The 16,585-nt window shown below is 60.1% G+C and carries 10 protein-coding genes; 5 read left to right on the forward strand and 5 right to left on the reverse strand.

The features are described 5' to 3' along the window. Window positions 1-111 precede the first annotated feature (111 nt). The 5 genes from BM300_RS31730 to BM300_RS12215 form a co-directional block, all read right to left on the reverse strand. Entirely contained in the window at window positions 112-507 is a 396-nt protein-coding gene (locus tag BM300_RS31730) for a DUF6911 family protein (protein WP_371914660.1), read from the reverse strand. After that, window positions 504-8,045 carry a two-partner secretion domain-containing protein gene (locus BM300_RS12200; RefSeq protein WP_139232360.1) on the reverse strand — a complete coding sequence of 2,514 codons (7,542 nt, stop codon included), beginning with the start codon at window positions 8,043-8,045 and terminating at the stop codon, window positions 504-506. Before BM300_RS12200 ends, BM300_RS31730 begins: the two co-directional genes overlap by 4 nt. 24 nt (window positions 8,046-8,069) lie before the next feature. After that, window positions 8,070-9,776: a ShlB/FhaC/HecB family hemolysin secretion/activation protein gene (locus BM300_RS12205; RefSeq protein WP_092146203.1), complete on the reverse strand. Its 1,707-nt coding sequence runs from the start codon at window positions 9,774-9,776 to the stop codon at window positions 8,070-8,072. A 232-nt stretch (window positions 9,777-10,008) separates the two neighbouring features. Next, complete coding sequence (locus tag BM300_RS12210; RefSeq protein WP_092224397.1) at window positions 10,009-10,908, reverse strand: proline iminopeptidase-family hydrolase; 900 nt, start codon at window positions 10,906-10,908, stop codon at window positions 10,009-10,011. A gap of 90 nt (window positions 10,909-10,998) precedes the next feature. Beyond that, window positions 10,999-11,760 (reverse strand): LuxR family transcriptional regulator, encoded by a 762-nt coding sequence (locus tag BM300_RS12215; RefSeq protein WP_063323040.1) that lies wholly within the window; start codon window positions 11,758-11,760, stop codon window positions 10,999-11,001. A gap of 162 nt (window positions 11,761-11,922) precedes the next feature. Here BM300_RS12215 and BM300_RS12220 point away from each other — a divergent pair, with 162 nt between their 5' ends. From BM300_RS12220 to BM300_RS12240, 5 genes are read left to right on the forward strand one after another with little or no spacing between them, the layout of a single operon-like run. Continuing rightward, on the forward strand, window positions 11,923-12,810 hold the full coding sequence (locus BM300_RS12220) for a proline iminopeptidase-family hydrolase (protein WP_063323041.1): 888 nt from the start codon (window positions 11,923-11,925) through the stop codon (window positions 12,808-12,810). Window positions 12,811-12,813: 3 nt separating this feature from the next. Continuing rightward, window positions 12,814-13,761, forward strand: coding sequence for an ABC transporter permease (locus tag BM300_RS12225; RefSeq protein WP_072340935.1), 948 nt, complete (start codon window positions 12,814-12,816; stop codon window positions 13,759-13,761). Continuing rightward, window positions 13,758-14,615 (forward strand): ABC transporter permease, encoded by an 858-nt coding sequence (locus BM300_RS12230; protein WP_092224399.1) that lies wholly within the window; start codon window positions 13,758-13,760, stop codon window positions 14,613-14,615. Before BM300_RS12225 ends, BM300_RS12230 begins: the two co-directional genes overlap by 4 nt. After that, window positions 14,612-15,598, forward strand: coding sequence for an ABC transporter ATP-binding protein (locus tag BM300_RS12235; protein ID WP_092224401.1), 987 nt, complete (start codon window positions 14,612-14,614; stop codon window positions 15,596-15,598). Before BM300_RS12230 ends, BM300_RS12235 begins: the two co-directional genes overlap by 4 nt. Further along, window positions 15,595-16,566: an ABC transporter ATP-binding protein gene (locus tag BM300_RS12240; RefSeq protein WP_092224403.1), complete on the forward strand. Its 972-nt coding sequence runs from the start codon at window positions 15,595-15,597 to the stop codon at window positions 16,564-16,566. The genes BM300_RS12235 and BM300_RS12240 overlap by 4 nt, the downstream gene beginning before the upstream one ends. Window positions 16,567-16,585 lie beyond the last annotated feature (19 nt).

The following is a 16,585-nucleotide window of genomic DNA, read 5'->3' on the forward strand; positions in this document are numbered from 1 at the left end:
GGGCAAGGGAGATCCCAGCAGTTAAAAGCTGCAGGGCGAGTTGGCTTTTAGCCTTGACTTGAGACCGGCTAATGGGCGTCCCCTTTTTCTGTCCCGCTTCAGCTATAAAAATCAAGCCATTAGGCTTCGCGATACTCGCCCTCCCTCAAAGAACTGTCTAAATACATCTACTACGACCTCTGAATCCAAGCAAACGCCTGAGGCATCAACAGCGTCCCCTAGGATATAAACCACCTTCCCTGCACTTCCGCCTCCAAGATAAGACCGAACAATATAATCCTCCCCATTATCCTCACCTAAAGTCATTGCATACACCCCACCATCCGCAACAACTTGCAAGCTCAACAGCTCAAACCCATTAAAATCCGCAAGTTCCAATGTAACTGAACCAGAGGCATCACATACTTCTCTTAAATGAAGTTCAATGTCACTCCAAGAGGGCTCTTTAGCGCTACTCCCCTGACACTCACTCCCAAACCCAACAACCCATGACAGAGAAAACCTCACTTCCTATTCCCCTCTTTCAGAGCCCGCATTCCAGGCTGCCAATATAAAGTTTTTCCGGTCGCGACCTCTTTAACTGTGAGAGAGGTAAGCCCGGACCTTTCCGCCATTGCAGCAATATCTCCTCGGCAGTACCCACAAACCGCTTTGCCAGAGACAGTAAGTTCCATGCCTGCCCCCAAAGTCTTTCCAGCCGCATACGCCTGTTGTATCACACCTATCTCTGCATGAGCATCGGCCATATTTCCATTTGGTAGACTCTTCCCAGATACTTCAGCCTTAGCAGTTACACGATCAGATATCAAGGTTGGCTGACTAGCATCAGCCTGTGAAGCTGGGCGAGCAGTTTGATTAAAATCAGTAAATATTGCTCCGCCAATCTTCCCCTCCGCAGTTACAACCGGAGGAACAGGAGGTTTTCCAATATTTCCTGGAAAAACATCGAAATACCCGTTATCCGCAGGTAAAGACGTACTTGTCCTGACTCCCCCCGGCACGACCGTGGCCGACAACCCAGGCGCATTGATGGAGAAAGGGCTAAACCCCGACTGATCCAGCCACTGCCCAAACGACGGCGCCCACCCTGTGTCTCCGTCAACAAACATTTGAGCTACCTGCTCAATATGAAGCTGACCGGCTGTAGTCCAATCGCGGGTATTTCCGCCACTTATTCCAGTAAACCGTCCTAGAATCTCAGCAGACTTTCCTTCCGGTAATGTAGTAACCAGATCGTCTATGGCTTTAGAGCCAGCATCTATTTCTGCACGGATTTGGGGGCAATTGCCAAACTTTTGGCAATCCAGAAGCCGCTGGCGATTTGCCGCGTCTCGGGCATTCGCGTCCGCGCGCAAAGCGTCGCAGGACCCGTCGAGATCACAGTTCCTGGCTTTCTCACTAAGCTCCTGAACATCACGATGGTTCAAGAAGTTATACTGCGTCGCGTTCCTTGCAATCCAACTCCCCTTATCCAACTTGGCCGCGTCCGTATCCTCCTGCGCCGCAGCCGCCACCACGCCGACGATCTGAGAACTCATCGTCAGTAGGTTGTCGTTGCCTTTAACCAACGTATCCAGATGGGTGACTAGAGCCTCGCTCGCACCTGCCGCCAGCGCCCCAGTCTTGAAGTCACCGCCAGTGGCCTCGGCCAGCAAACCACCCACCATTGCGTGAATCGCAATTTTCGGTGTCGAGCCGTCGGCGAATACGTTCTTTGTATAGTCGCCAACCATGTTGAAGCTGGCTGCCGCCAAGGTGTTGAACAAGGCGTTTTTCAGCGCATCACCCGCACTCGCATCCTGCCCAAGCGCTTTGCTCAGCAACATGGAAGTGCCGTTCTGTAGCCCTTGGTTGGCTGCAAACTGACCCACACCGCTCCAAGTGTTCAGCGGGCTCGACGTGACGACTTTCTCAGTTGCCGTACTCGTTTCAGTTCCAGTCCACCCATCAAAATATGCAGCCGTCAGCCCTGCTGTAACGCCTGCAATGGCATACCCCTTCATTGCATCCGAAGAAGTCACGTCCTTGAACACGGCGCCAAGATTGCCGCGATTATTGACAACGCTGACGGTCGCGTTTGTTGCAGCTCCCGCTGCAACGGCGCCTGCCGCGGCGGAAATACCAGCAGCCGTCTCCGCCGTAATTGTTCCGGCGGCAACCATCCCTCCAGTCGCGGTTCCCATTGCGCCGGCCGCCATTGGGCCAACAACTGCCGCCATCACAATGGCGATGATGATCTGCGAAGCCGGCCCCAAGCCGGAGTTGCTGTACTTGAAGCTGTCGTGGATCTCTTTGACTTGACGCCAGTCCACATCACCACGTTTTTCCGCGTCCTTGAGCCATGCCAATTGCGGATCAGCCTTGACCATCGCATCGATGGATTGGCTGACGGTTTGCTGATTGACCTGGTTGATATCGATCTTCAAACCGTTGACGGCTTTGATCGCAACACTGCCCTCAGCAATAAACTGGCTTTGACGCAAGGTTTCGTCGGTCTTGCCCTTACCCTTGGACGAGACCCAGAACGCGTTGTTGTCGGTCTTCTCGTGGCTCTCCTGATGTAGGTCCTTCACGCCTTCGAAGGTAATAGAACCGCTACTGTCCAGCGTGATGTCCTTGCCACTCTGCAGTTTCGCCACCTGATACCGCTGGTCGCCGCCGCTGACCAATCGCAGGTCGCCCCCGGTAGTGATTTCACTGCCGATGTTTTTCACATCGGTCACTTCATCCCGCTGAGTCTTCTTACTCCCCCAACCACCCTTCTTCTTCATGTCATACAGCGAATAGTCGCTGTTCTGCGCAGCCAGCAGCTCAAGCTTGCCACCCGCCACGAAATAGGCCTCGTTTGCAGCGCTGACCTTGCTGGCGATCATCGCCAAATCCTGCCCCGCGCTCATTACAACGTTGCGCCCCGCATTAACCGTCGAGGCCACCTGACTGACGTGATCCTCCTGGCTAGTCACCTTCTTGCTCTTGCCGTACGAGTGCTGCTCATCCGCTGCTGAGGCGAAGGTCAGATTTTCCTCGGCAGCCATGGCAACGTCGCGCTTGGCATCGATCTGACTGCCGACAACGGTGAGGTTGCGACCTGCGTTGACGATCACGTCGCGGCCGCTGTCGAGGCTGGAGCCGTATTGCTTGATGTCTTGGTCGCGATGCCGACCGCGTGTGCCGCTGTTGATACGTTCGGCGGAGACGAGATTGACGTCGCGTGTGGCATTGAGGGCGGTGTCGGCGCCGCTTTTCAGCACGCCGCCAACACTGTTGATGTCACGCCCTGCGCTGATGGTCAGGTTGTTGGCCGCTTCGATACGGGCGGCGCTGTCGATGAAGTCGGCGCGTTCAGTACGGTAGCCGCTGCTGCTTTCGTGGGTGGTAACAGTTCGCTCGTTAGTCACGTCGCCAGTCAAAGCCACAACACTGACATCCCGCCCAGCAATCACCCCACCCGCCCTGTTAGTCAGGTTATTACTCGCCAACGCATCCAGCCGACCCCCCGCTTCCATCAACCCACTGTTGACCAAGCTGTCGCCAGCCGTCGCCCTCAGGTTGCTGGACGCACGCAAGGTGCCCGCATTGTTCAGGTTTTTACCCGCAATCAAGCTGACGTCGGCGCCCTGGATCAGCGCACCATTGGCCGCCAGTCGATTGTTGGCCTGGGCCAGGTAGAGCACCGGCACCAGCACCTGCTCGTTGTTCACCGTCCGGGTTTCCATCCAGACGATGTCGTGGGTCAGGGCCGCGACTTGTTCGGCGGTGAGGCTGACGCCCAGGGACAGGTTCAGTGCGTCCTTGCTGGCGATGGCGTTGTTCATCAGGTACTTGAACATGCCGTCGTCGGAGGTCTGGCCGTCGAGGAAGCGTTGGCCGGTGCGGGCGATCACGGCTTGTTGGATCAGGCGTTGTTCGTAGAAGCCGTCACCCAGGCGCTTGGCGGCGACGTCGGGGTCGTAGCCCAGGTTCGTCAGCAGGTAGTCCGAGCTCATGAAGCGGCGCATGTCGGTCAGCGCCGGGTTGGTCTCGATCAGGTACTTTTGTGGGTTGGTCCGGAACGAGCGGTCCGGCAGGCCGCGTACTTGGGTCAGGCCTGAGCCTTGGGTCGGCGTGGTCGAGGCGTCGCCGCTCATGCGGAACAGGCCGTTTTGCCCGGTCGGCAAGTCAAAGCCCGGCAAGGCCAGCGGATCGACCTGTTGCTGAGTCAGGTTCGGGGGCAGTTGCCGATTAACGCTGACGCGGGTGGAGAAAACGTTGTCAGCCTGGGTATCGGTGCGCGGGCCGGCGCCGACGTAGTTGTAGCCGCCACGCACGACGCCGCTGTTGAGGTCGCCCTGGGTAGGAATGTCGATGGCACCACCGGCCTGGATAATCGCGGCGTAGGTCTGGTTATCGGTAGTACTTGTCTGGATGCGGAACTGTGGGAGCTCACGTTCGGTTATGCCGATGAAGCGGCTCATCGCTGCCTCGAGGCCACCCAGGTCATTGGCGTTATAGCCTGGGCTCTGCAACCAGTATTTGTTGGTGAAGTCATTGGCGGCGGCGCGCCAGCCACCTGGGCTGCGCGTGCGCTCGGATATGAAGGTGCGCGAGGTTTCGGTTTCGCCGGTCTCGATGCCGATGTTGTTCAGGCTGACGAGGTTGGCGGTCAATGCGCCGCCGACACCGATGCTGCTGCTCCGGTTGGTCAGGGTGTCGCCCTGGATGTCCAGGTTGCCGCCGGTGGTGATGCTGGAGGCGGCGCTGGCTGCAGTGACTTCGAACTTGTCGCGCTGGATGATCTGCCAGACGTGGTTTTCCTTGCCGCCGCTGCAGTCTCCGGCGTTGACCCCTTCGATACAGGCCACTTCCCTGATCGAGGCGGTGTAGATGCCGGCGTCGTGGGTGGTCAAGACCTCGCGGACGTTGTCGACGGTGTTGGCCGCCAGGCGCATGTTGCCGTCGCTCTGCAGCGTGCCGGAGCTGTTGAGGATGCGGCTGGCACGTGTGCCGAGGCCGTCGCGATCGATGCTCAGGTCACCGAGGCTGTAGATATCGCCATAGCGGTTGGTCAGGCTATTGACGCGCAGGCTGGTATTGCCGCCGCTGAAAATCAACCCGTGCTCGTTGAGCAGGTCGCCGGTCGATACGCCGAGCGCGCCGGCACTGCCGAGGGTGCCGTAGTTGTTGATCGTGGCGGCAGTGACGTTCATGTCCGCCGCCGAGGTCAGGCGACCGTAGCTGTTGAGGACACCATCGACCACGAGGCTTGTGCTGCCGCCGCCGGCGATGCTGCCGTTTTGCTCCAGGTTGATCAGCGCGGCCTTGAGGCCCAAGGTGCCGAGACTGCTCAAGCGGCCGTTGCCTGCGTAGGCGTCGGTCAGTTGCAGGTCGATCGCTCCATCGCTGCCGATCAGGCCGTCGACGCGCCAGTTGCTGCCACGGCCTTCCATGCTGTTGGCGCTGAGCAACTGGCCGGTGGCGGTCTGGGTCAACTGGTCGACATGAACCACAAGATGCCCGGCCTGGATCGCGGTGCTGTTGGTCCAGCTGTCGGCCGTCACCGTCAGGTTGCCGTAGGTCACCAGTTGCCCACCCGCCTGGCCCAGGTTGGCCTGGCTGATGTCAAACAGTCCCAGGCCGGTGTGCAGCAGCTTGCCACCCACGTTCTGGACGCTGCCGGTGTCGAAGTCCACATCATTACTGGCGGTTTCGAGGGTGCCGTCGCTGTTATCGAACAGACCACCGATGTTGAACGCCGTGGTGCTGTTCTTGCCCAGGGTGCGCAGTTGGCCCTTCTGGTTGCTCAGGCTGGCGGCCAGGATATCCAGGCTGTCCTGGCTTTCGATGATGCCCGCGTTGTTGCTCAGCGCACCCGAAAGGTCAAAGTCGATGCGACTGGCACTGACCTGCCCGCCGCCGCTGTTGTCCATGTCCCGGCCAATGACCTGGACCTTGCCGGTGGCATACATCCCGCCGCTGCGATTGTCGATATCCGCGCCCGCGTTGCTGATCACGATATCGCCCGCTTGCGCGGCCAGGCGCCCGCCGTCGTTGAACAGCCCAGCCAAGGCTTGGATATTCAGTCCTTGGGCCTGGATCGTGCCGCCCCGACGGTTCACGTCATAGCCATTTCTCAGCACGCCGGTGGTGCGCGCTTCCAGTGCGGCCTTGACGCTGGACAGCACGCCGCCGCGGTTGTCCAGATTGGTCGCGAAGACACTCAGCTTGGCGTCCTGGGCGATGATGCTGCCGCCCTGGTTGTCGATATCGCCCGCGACATCCACGGTCACCAGGCCCTTGCCTTGCAGCGTGCCCCTGGCGTTGTCCAGGCTGGCGGCATCGAGTTCGAGTGCGCCTTCACGGCTGGCGATCAGGCCCTTGTCGGCGTTTTTCACCGAGTCGCTGGCACTGACCAGCAACTTGCCATTGGCGGCGACAGTACCTTTGTTGCTGTTGTCCAGGCTGCCAGTGCGCACGGTCACAACGCCCTGGCTGGACAGTTCACCGCCCTGGTTGTTGATCGCGCCCTTGTTGGTGATGTCGAGGTTCTTGCCGGTCATGACCAGGCCGGTCAGGTTGTCCAGGCTGCCGAGGATCAGCGTCGCGCTGTTCAGGCTGGATAATTCGCCTGCATTATTTTCCAGATGGCCCAAGTTGGCCGTCAGAAGGCCCTGGCTATTGATCAGGCCGCCCTGGCTGTTCAGGACCTGATCGGCGGTCAGGTGCAGTTCGGTGTTGCCGAGGATGCGGCCTTTGTTGCGGTTATCCACAGCGTTGCCGGTGACGGTGGTTTTACGCTGGCCACTGAGCGTACCGCCCTGGTTGTTCAGCGCAGTGCTGGTCGTGACGTTCAGGTCGCGACTGGCAATGACGGTTTTGCCGCCGTTGTTCAGTTGCTTGGCCGTGAGGGTGACATCGCCCGTGGTATTGCGGCTGTTATCGGCATTGACGCCGGCTTCGATGATGCCGTTGTTGCTGAGCGTGCCGCCGCTGTCGAGGTGAATGCTGTCGCGCGCCACCAGGTTGTTCTGGCTGGTCAGGTCGCCCTGGGTCTTCACGTCCAGGCGGCTACCGGCGTACACCTGCCCCTGGGTTTCCAGACTTTTGGCCTTGATGTCGATGGCACCGGCAGCAGCCGTCTGCGCCAGGCTCAAATGCCCATTGGCATCCAGTTGGATATCCCCGCCACTGGCAACCATCTTGCCGTCCAGCTTCACCCCGACTCCGGCCTCGGTGCCCACCAGTTTGATCGCCCCGGCGTACATACCACCCAACGCCGAGGAGTCGATGGCCAATTCGGGCTTGGCACTGCCGTCGTCCGCCCGGGCAGTGGCGTTGAGGGTATTGGCATTAACGTCATTGCGCCCGGCCACGATGGTCAGGTTCTTGGCCTGGATCTCGGCATTGATCTTGGCGCTGCGGGTGATGATTTCGAAGCGGTCGACGTTGTTCGCGTTCAAGCCCGCGCCTTCGATGGCGACGCTGCCCTGGTCCACCTGATAGCGGCTCACCTGGCCGTTTTCGATGATCGGCTTGCCGGTGGTCAGGGTCGCCTTTGGGGTATTGATGAAACCGCAGCCGTTACAACTGATGCCATAAGGGTTGGCGACGATGACGTGGGCCGACTGCCCTGCCACTTCGGTGTAGCCGCGCAGTTGGCTCGGGTTGCCGCCGTTGACTTCGTTGAGGATGGTGGTGGCGGCCGTGCCCTGGAGGTTCGGGTTGCCGAGGATGATCCCGCCCAGTTGCGTGGCCTGGGCCGGGTTGGTGGCGTTGTTGAGGATTACGCCGTTGCTGCCGACGTTGTAGTCCTTGAACTGGTTGTGAGACAGCCCGCTGCCGTTGGGCTTGGCGATGTTGACCACCGGCACGCCGTTGCCGGCCTGGCCGAGGCTGGTGCCCGGGGCGCTGACCACGATGCCGCCCGCCTGGGCCCACATCGGCTGCCAGAACATGACGTTGGCCAACAGGAACGCCAGGCCGCGCTTGGGCATGCCCCAGAAGGCGTCGCGGTTTTGCAGGGCAGCAGAAGGCTGGCGGGCCAGGAAGGCGTGTTGGCGGTCGTCCATGATCAGGTCTCGTTGCAGCAGAAATTAAATGGATACATCCACGCGGAAGTAGATCGGCGCTTCGCGCTCGGTCAGGGCATCCGGACGTTCCAGGGAGTGGGCGAAGGTGACGCTGGCGTTCAGGTGCTCACCGCGGGCGAACAGCTCCAGCGAGTTGCTCGACATGCGCCCGTGCTGATCACCGTTGTAGCGATCGCCACGAATCACACCCTGGTCATAACCGAGGCTGGTGCCGTATTCGGCAAACACCGGGCGCAGCCACTCCAATGTCACCGGACGGCTCCAGCGCAAGTCGTTGCGCCAGTAACCGCCGCTGTCGCCGGACAATGTCTGGTCCTTGTAGCCACGAATCGACGACAGACCGCCCAGGCTCATGCGCTGGGGGCTGAACAGCACGTCTTCGCTGCGCTGGCCGGTCATCAGGCTGCTGAAGCTGAAGGACTCGCCGCCCAGCATGAAGGGCTGCAAATAGCTGAGGGTCGCGGTGTATTTGCGGTAGCGCGCATCCGGCAACCCCGGCCCCGGCTCATGATCGCCCTGGGCATCGAGAGCACCGATACCTTGTTGCAGGCCCAGGTCGAGGTTGACGAAGGCATTGCCGATCCGCCGACCATGGTTGATGCCGAACTGCGCCTCGCTGATGCGATTGCTGCTTTCGGCAAGCTTGCTGTCTTCGATGAAGTTGTTGGTGCGCAGGTACGAAAGGCCGGTGTTGAGTGAGGTCTTGCTCACCGCGTCACGATGGACCACCCGCTCCAGGCGCACCTGATGATTCTGGCTGTCGCCGCTCTGCTTGAAATTGAAGCCGTTGGCCTGGCCCACGGCGCGGTATTCGCTTTGGCTGTAGGTGTAGCTCAGGTTCCACCAGCCAAACGGCAGGTTGTAATAGAGCATGCCGTTGCGCGAGGTTTTCTGGTGATCGCTGACGGCATCGTGGCCGCCGCGCAAGGCCAGTTGGTCGGCCAGGCCCAAGGGGCTGTCCCAGTCCAGGGAGGCGCCCCATTGCTGCTCGCCGGTGCTTTTCTGCCCGTCGTTATGCCGTGACAGGCCGGCGCGCCAAGGCTTTTGCGGGGTGTTATTGACCCGCACTTCGCTGCCGCCGATGTTCTGCCCCGGCGTCAGTTCCATTTGTGCACGGTTGGACGGCAAACGGTTCAGCTGATCGACCATCTGCTCCATCTCACGCAGGTTGAGCAGTTCGCCGGTTTTGCCGGGAAAGGCCATCGCCAACTCGCGATCCGACAACTGGCTGTTCTCGGCACCTTTCAAGCCTTCCAGGCGGCCCTCGACGACCAGCACTTGCAGGTGACCGCTGGACAGGTCCTGTTGCGGCAAGTAGGCGCGACTGGTGACCAGGCCTTTGTCGAGATAATGGTCAGTAATGACTTTGAGCAGCTCGTTAAGCTGCGGCACGCCCAGGCATTGGCCGATGTAAGGCTTGAGCAGGCGTTCGCGCTCCGCATCGGACAAAGCATCGGCGCCCTTGAGCTCGATGGTCTTGATCGGGAAGCAACGGGTATCGACAGGGGCCGTCGGCTGAGTCGGCTTCGCCTCCTTGCCGGGCAGGTCCTTGAGTTCTTCCAGGCGCCGACGTTGCTCTTCGAGCAGGCGATCCTGACGTTCACGGATCAGGTCCGTGTCACCAGGGGTTGGCGCAGCGTAAGCAAGCGTTAGCGGAGACAGCCACAGCAAAGCCAGGCACGACCTCGCCCACAGGGCGGGTGAGAACATGTTCGATCCCTCGATACAGAAATGACAGCAAGCTCGTGAGCGAACGAAGAGCCGAATGCCGGCTTACCTCATGAAACACTCACGTTGCTGATGCGCAAAACTACGCGCACACCAGACCCTGCATATCGCTTTCGGTTCAAGAGAGCGGGAATTTTCCACTCAAAAAAGAGACGCGTCTCACAGGACGCGTCGAAAAACACAACAAAAACGACTGCTCGGATTGCGCAGACGCCTACAAACACTCATCCAGGAAACTCACCACGGTTCCCATGCAAGCCATCCGCTCCTCGATATGGGGCATATGGCTGGAGTGTTCGAACAACGCCCAGCGAATGTCGGGAACATGATCCACATAGGGTTTGACCACCAACGGCGTCGCTTCATCGTATCGGCCTGAAATCAGCAGGGTCGGCACGCTGATCCGAGGCAAGCGATCGGTAATGGACCAGTCCTTCATGCTGCCGATCACATGGAATTCGGTGGGACCATTCATGGCGTGATAAACGGTAGGATCGGCATCGATCTGGGCAAAGGTACGGGCAACGTCATCGGGCCAGGGCGTGACACGGCAGACATGACGGTCATAGAAAACCCGAGCGGCCTCAAAATACTCGGTAGACGTCAAGGTTCCAGCCCGCTCGTGCTTGAGCAGTGTTTGCTGCACCTCAATGGGTAGAAGCTGGCGCAAGCGATTGACTTCAAGGAGCCACGTGGACATGTCCGCCGGGGAGTTGGCGATAATCAACGCGCGCAAGCCCGCGGGCTGGAGCACCGCATGTTCGCTGGCCAACATGCCGCCCCAGGATTGCCCCAACAGGGCGTAATTATCGCGAATGCCCAGATGATCCAGCAGGTTCGCCAACTCATCGAGAAAGAGCGCCACGTTCCAGAACGAGGGGTCTTTTTCCGGAAGATGGGTGGAACGCCCATTGCCCAGTTGGTCGTAATGAATCACCGGATAGCCACTGTTGGCAATATCCTTGAAGGCATCGACATAATCGTGTGTACAGCCCGGGCCGCCATGCAGGATCAGCAGCGGCGTACGGCCGCTGCTGAAATCGCCAGTGATGCGATACCAGGTCTGATACGGACCAAAAGGCGCAAAGCCTTCGTGCGTTACGGGAAGATCCATTTCATGCCGCTCCCTAGAAATCCTGCCGCACACGATACCGGGGACTGGCTGGCGGAATAACTAGAGAAACAGATAGGTTTTTGCCCGATTTCAGCTATCGAGCAACCGATAATGCACCGCCCTGACCACGGCTTGGACCCGATTCCTGGCGCCGAGCTTGTGCATTGCAGAAGTCAGGTGGAGGGTGATGGTGGCCAAGGAGCGATTCAGTTGCCTGGCGATGTCCGCCGCCGTCAACCCGTCAGCGGCTAACCTCAAGCACTCACGCTCGCGTTTGGTCAGGCGAACCGGGCATGCGCGGGCTTCCTTGCCGAGCAGCGGAAAAGCCGCCTCTTGCAGGGCATGGGAAATCAGGCTGAAGTCGCCCAGCGTTTGCCGGACATCCTGCAGGGTGCTCCCCTTCGTATCGGCGCGCAGCCCGGTCAATGTCGCAAAGCCACCTTTGGGCAAATGCATCGGCACCGTCACGCCGCAGGTCATGCGCGAATCCTGCAGGTAGCTCACGACCGGTGCATGACTCTGGCCGATGAACGGCTGCAGCACCGTGTCGGCCTCCGGTCGATAGGACCAGACAAAAGGAGAAATGGCATTGATTGCCAGATGCTGGACGGGGTCGATCTGGTAATAACCTTCTTCACACCAGAGCGAGTGCCAATCACGGGGGGTATTGCGCAACTTCAGCACAGTCGGGGTGATCAGTGCCCCATCATGATCCAGCGGCACCGGACTGTAGTCGTACACCAAGGCTTCAAAGCCTAGCGCCTGGACCATCCCCAGGGTGTTATCCATCTGTTCGTCCAGGCTCCTGCCAGACAAAAGACGGGTATTGAAGTCAGACAGCTTGGCCTGCATCCATTCAGCTCCCTTATTAATTTCAATCCTGAAATCGTGCAAGTAGAATGCCACGCCTGAGCGAGGGAATGCCAGATCAAACCTATAAGAATTGCTAGCTTATGGGCGCGTAGCTTCCTCGGTAAGGTTTAGCCAGAGCGGCACCTGAGCAGGAGAGCAATGATGTGGCGTGAGATCGAGCCAGACCAGCGGTACGACGTGGAAGTCGATGGTCATCGCCTGGTGGCCTATGGCTTTGGCGACGGCGACGAGGTGCTGCTGTGCCTCAATGGCGGCCCGGGATTGCCTTGCGATTATCTGCGTGACAGCCATGGCTGGCTCAAGGAAAAGGGCTTGCGGGTCATCGCTTTCGATCAGTTGGGCACCGGCGCCTCGGCCAGGCCTACTGACGAATCCCTGTGGGACATCACCCGTTACGTGGCGGAGGTAGAGACCGTCCGCCAAGCCCTCGACCTGGGCAAAGTGCACCTGCTGGGGCACTCCTGGGGTGGCTGGCTGGCGATCGAGTACGCCATTCATCACCCTCAATCGCTGAAAACCCTGATCCTGGAAAATACCGCCGGCGATATTCCTCACCTGTCCCTGGAGTTGGAGCGTCTGCGGGCCGCCCTGGGCAGTGAGACCGTCGCGATGATGCAGCGCCATGAAGCCTCGGGCACCCTGGATCATCCGCAATACCAGGCGGCCATCACCCTGCTCAACTATCGTCATGTCTGCCGTCTGGACGAATGGCCAGCGCCGGTGACACGTTCCCTGGGCGATTGGAACATGGGGCCCTACATGACCATGCAGGGCCCCAACGAATTTCTCTATACCGGCAATCTCAAGGACTGGAATCGCATCGAGCAGATGGCCGGCTTCGAAATGCCCGTGCTGATTACCACCGGTCAACATGATGAACTGACGCCAGCCTGTGCAATGCGCATGAAAATGGCGCTCAAGGATGTACAACTGAATGTGTTCCCCAACAGCAGCCACATGCCGTTCTACGAAGAGCCCCACGCCTATTTCCCAGTCCTGCTGGATTTTCTGCACCGCCACCGGAACTAGCCCATGAACCTGGCGCGCTACCGTTTCATACTGTCGCGCCCGCTACAGCTATTGCCCGTGCTGTTTGGCATCAGCATGATCACCTTTGTGCTCGTGCGCTCAATCCCCGGGGACCCCGCCCGGGCCCTGCTGGGCTCGCGCAGCACGCCAGAGGCGCTGATCAGGATTCGTGCCCAGTACGGTCTCGACCAGCCGTTGTGGATGCAGTACTTCTACTTTCTCAAGAACCTGCTCAAAGGCGATCTCGGCCAATCGCTGCTCTACAAAGTCGATGCCTTGAAGCTGATCAGTACCCGCATTGAGCCAACCCTGTTCCTGGTGCTCGGCAGCGTGCTGCTGGCGCTGCTGATTGCCGTGCCGCTGGCAACGGTGGCGGCACGCAACAAGGGCGGTTGGCAGGATCACCTGATTCGCCTGTTTACCACGGCAGGGCTCGGCATGCCGGCGTTTTGGCTAGGCATCATGTTGATCCTGCTGCTCAGTGTGCAGTTGGGACTGTTCCCGGTCTCAGGCTATGGACGCACCGCTTGGGACAAACTGCATCACATGGTTTTGCCGTGCCTGACCATTGCCTTGGCACTCTCCGCCGTGCTGGTGCGCAATCTGCGCGCCAGCATGCTCATGGAGCTACAAGCCGATCATGCCACCGCCGCACGGGCCCGGGGCTTGTCCGAGCGGGCGATATTTCGTCGGCATGTGCTGCCCAACTCCCTGGTACCGGCGGTCAACCTGCTGGCGGTGAACATCGGCTGGTTGATCAGCGGCACGGTGGTCATCGAAAGTCTGTTTGCCATTCCCGGCATCGGCCAATTGCTGGTACGCGGCATTTTTACCCGCGACTACATGGTGGTCCAAGGCGTGGCCATGGTGCTGGCCCTCGCCACCGTCACGGTCAACTTCCTCGCCGATGTGCTGACCGTGATGATTGATCCGCGGGTGAACATGCGATGAGCGGCCAGACCCTCAGTCCCGCCTGGCGTCTTGCGCTGCGTTTCGGCTTGCGCAACGGTCGCCTGGCCACCGTGCTAGGCCTGGCGATTCTGTTTGGCTGGCTGTTGCTCGCCCTCTTCGCCCCCTGGGTCGCGCCCTTCGATCCGATTGCCCAGAACACCGATATCCGCCTGTTGGGGCCGAGCCTGGCCCATCCGTTCGGCACGGACAATTTCGGTCGCGACGTTCTTTCCCGAGTGATCTGGGGCGCGCGCATCGACTTGCAGATCTCCGTGATCGGGGTGGTTTTCCCGTTCTTGATCGGCACTTGCGTCGGCGCCTTGGCCGGCTATATCGGTGGCCGGTTCGACACGATCTGCATGCGCCTGATCGATATTATCCTGGCCTTCCCCTTCCTGGTGCTGATGTTGGCAATCATGGCCATCCTCGGCCCCGGCCTGGGCAGCTTTTATATTGCGATGGCCCTGGTGGGTTGGGTGTCCTATGCACGGCTGATCCGTTCGCAGATCCTGGTGCTCAAGCAAAGCGATTTCGCCTTGGCGGCCAAAAGCCTGGGCTTCGGTCATGGACGCATTCTGTTTCGGCACCTGTTGCCCAATGCCATGTTCGGTTCGATCGTGTTTTCCATGTCCGACGCGGTACTGGTATTGCTCAATGGGGCGGCGGTCAGCTACCTCGGCCTGGGGGTCCAGCCACCCACCGCCGAGTGGGGCACGATGGTCGCCGAAGGCCAGAGTTTCATCACCAACGCCTGGTGGATCTGCACCTTCCCGGGACTGGCGATCGTCACCCTGGCCATGGGCTTCAGCCTGCTGGCCGACGGTGTCGCCGAGCAGCTCGGAGAACGCCCATGAGCACACCGGTGTTGCACGTCGAGGACCTCAGCGTGATCGCCGGCCACGGTGAGCGCGAAGTCACGCTGGTGGATCGCGTGTCATTTGACCTGGCCGAAGGCGAAATCCTCGGTCTGGTGGGTGAAAGCGGCTCAGGCAAGACGATGGCCTGCCGGGCCTTGATGCGCTTGCTGCCCTCTGCAAACCTGCGGGTCCAGGGCAAGGCCCTGCGCCTTGCCGGTGAGGATCTGCTATCGCTGGATGAAGCCAGCATGCGGGGCATACGGGGTCGGCGATTAGGGATGATTTTTCAGAATCCCGGCAGTCATCTTGACCCGTTGATGCGTATCGGCGAACAGATCGGCGAGGGCATACGCCTGCATCAGGGAGCGTCCAAACGTGAAGCACGGGCGAAGGCCATTGATGTGTTACGCCAGGTGGGCATTCCCGATCCGCTAACGCGGGTCGACAGTTATCCCCATGAGTTTTCCGGTGGCATGCGTCAACGCGCCATGATCGCCGTGGCATTGGGTTGCAACCCCCAGGTGCTGATCGCCGATGAGCCGACCACCGCCCTGGATGTCACGGTACAGGCACAGATCCTGCGCCTGCTCCTGGATTTGCGCGACCAGCGCGGGCTGTCCATCATCATGATCACCCACGACCTGGGGATCGTCGCCCAGACCTGTGATTCCATCGCAGTGATGTACGCCGGTCGGCTCTGCGAACACGGCAACAAACTTGATCTGCTGGCTCACCCACGACATCCCTATACGGCGGCCCTGATCGACTGCCAACCGGCTACCAGCGCCGGCCATGCCATGCTCAAAACCATCGCCGGCCAGCCTCCTCTGCTGGATGCGCTGCCCAGCGGTTGCCGCTTCAACCCACGCTGCCTTCAGCCGGGCAGCCAGTGCACGCGGCTGTTGCCACAGATGCAAGCCACGGCAGAGGCACACCGGGTCGCCTGCCATTACCCGCTGCCAGTGGGTGCCTCGTCATGACCTTGTTGCACGTGAAGGATCTGCAGGTGCGCTTCGCCGCCCCTGGCAGTGGTCCGTTCGGGATCCACAGGCAATGGGTGAAAGCCGTCAACGGTGTGTCGCTGAGCCTGGCCCCCGGGGAGGTGCTTGGGCTGGTGGGGGAGTCGGGCAGTGGCAAGAGCACCCTGGGTCGGGCCATCTTGCGCCTCACTGAGGTCAGCGCCGGACAAATCCTGTTCGATGGCGTGGATATGGCTCAAGGCAAGCGGATCGACATCGAGCGACTGCGCCACGAAACCGCGATGATTTTCCAGGACCCTTATACCGCCCTCAATCCGCGAATGAGCATCGGCGACACCCTGGCTGAAGTGCTGCGAGTGCGCTGTGCGATTCCTGCATCGCTGATTCGCCAGCGGGTCGATGAACTGCTGAACCTGGTCGGCCTGCGACCGGAGCTGGCCGACCGCAAACCGGGTTCGTTGAGTGGCGGTCAATGCCAACGTGTGGGGATCGCGCGTGCACTGGCCATCGAGCCACGGTTGATCATCGCCGATGAATGCGTGGCCGCGCTGGACGTTTCCATCCAGGGCCAGATCATCAACCTGCTGCTGGAGCTGCGACAGCGCATGAACCTGGCGATTCTGTTCATCGCTCACGACCTGGCGATCGTTCGGCGGCTCTGTGATCGGGTAGCCGTGATGTACCTCGGCGAGATCGTCGAGCAAGGACCCACGGAGGCCGTGTTCAGCAACCCGCGGCATCCTTATACCGTCGCGCTGATCCAGTCCATTCCACACATCGACCCGACTCGACCGTTGCTGGGCGCCCCCCTGCCTGGCGAGCCACCCAGCCCCCTGAACCTTCCATCCGGCTGCGCTTTTCACCCGCGCTGCCGGTATGCACAACCCATCTGCGCGAAAACGCCGCCCCCCATCCATGACATCAATGGACATCGTTATAGCTGTGTGCTCGGAGAGCCATTGCTCTAAAAAACATTCATCAATAGGG

This window comes from Pseudomonas sp. NFACC46-3 (assembly GCF_900114515.1).
Classification (GTDB): domain Bacteria; phylum Pseudomonadota; class Gammaproteobacteria; order Pseudomonadales; family Pseudomonadaceae; genus Aquipseudomonas; species Aquipseudomonas fluorescens_Q.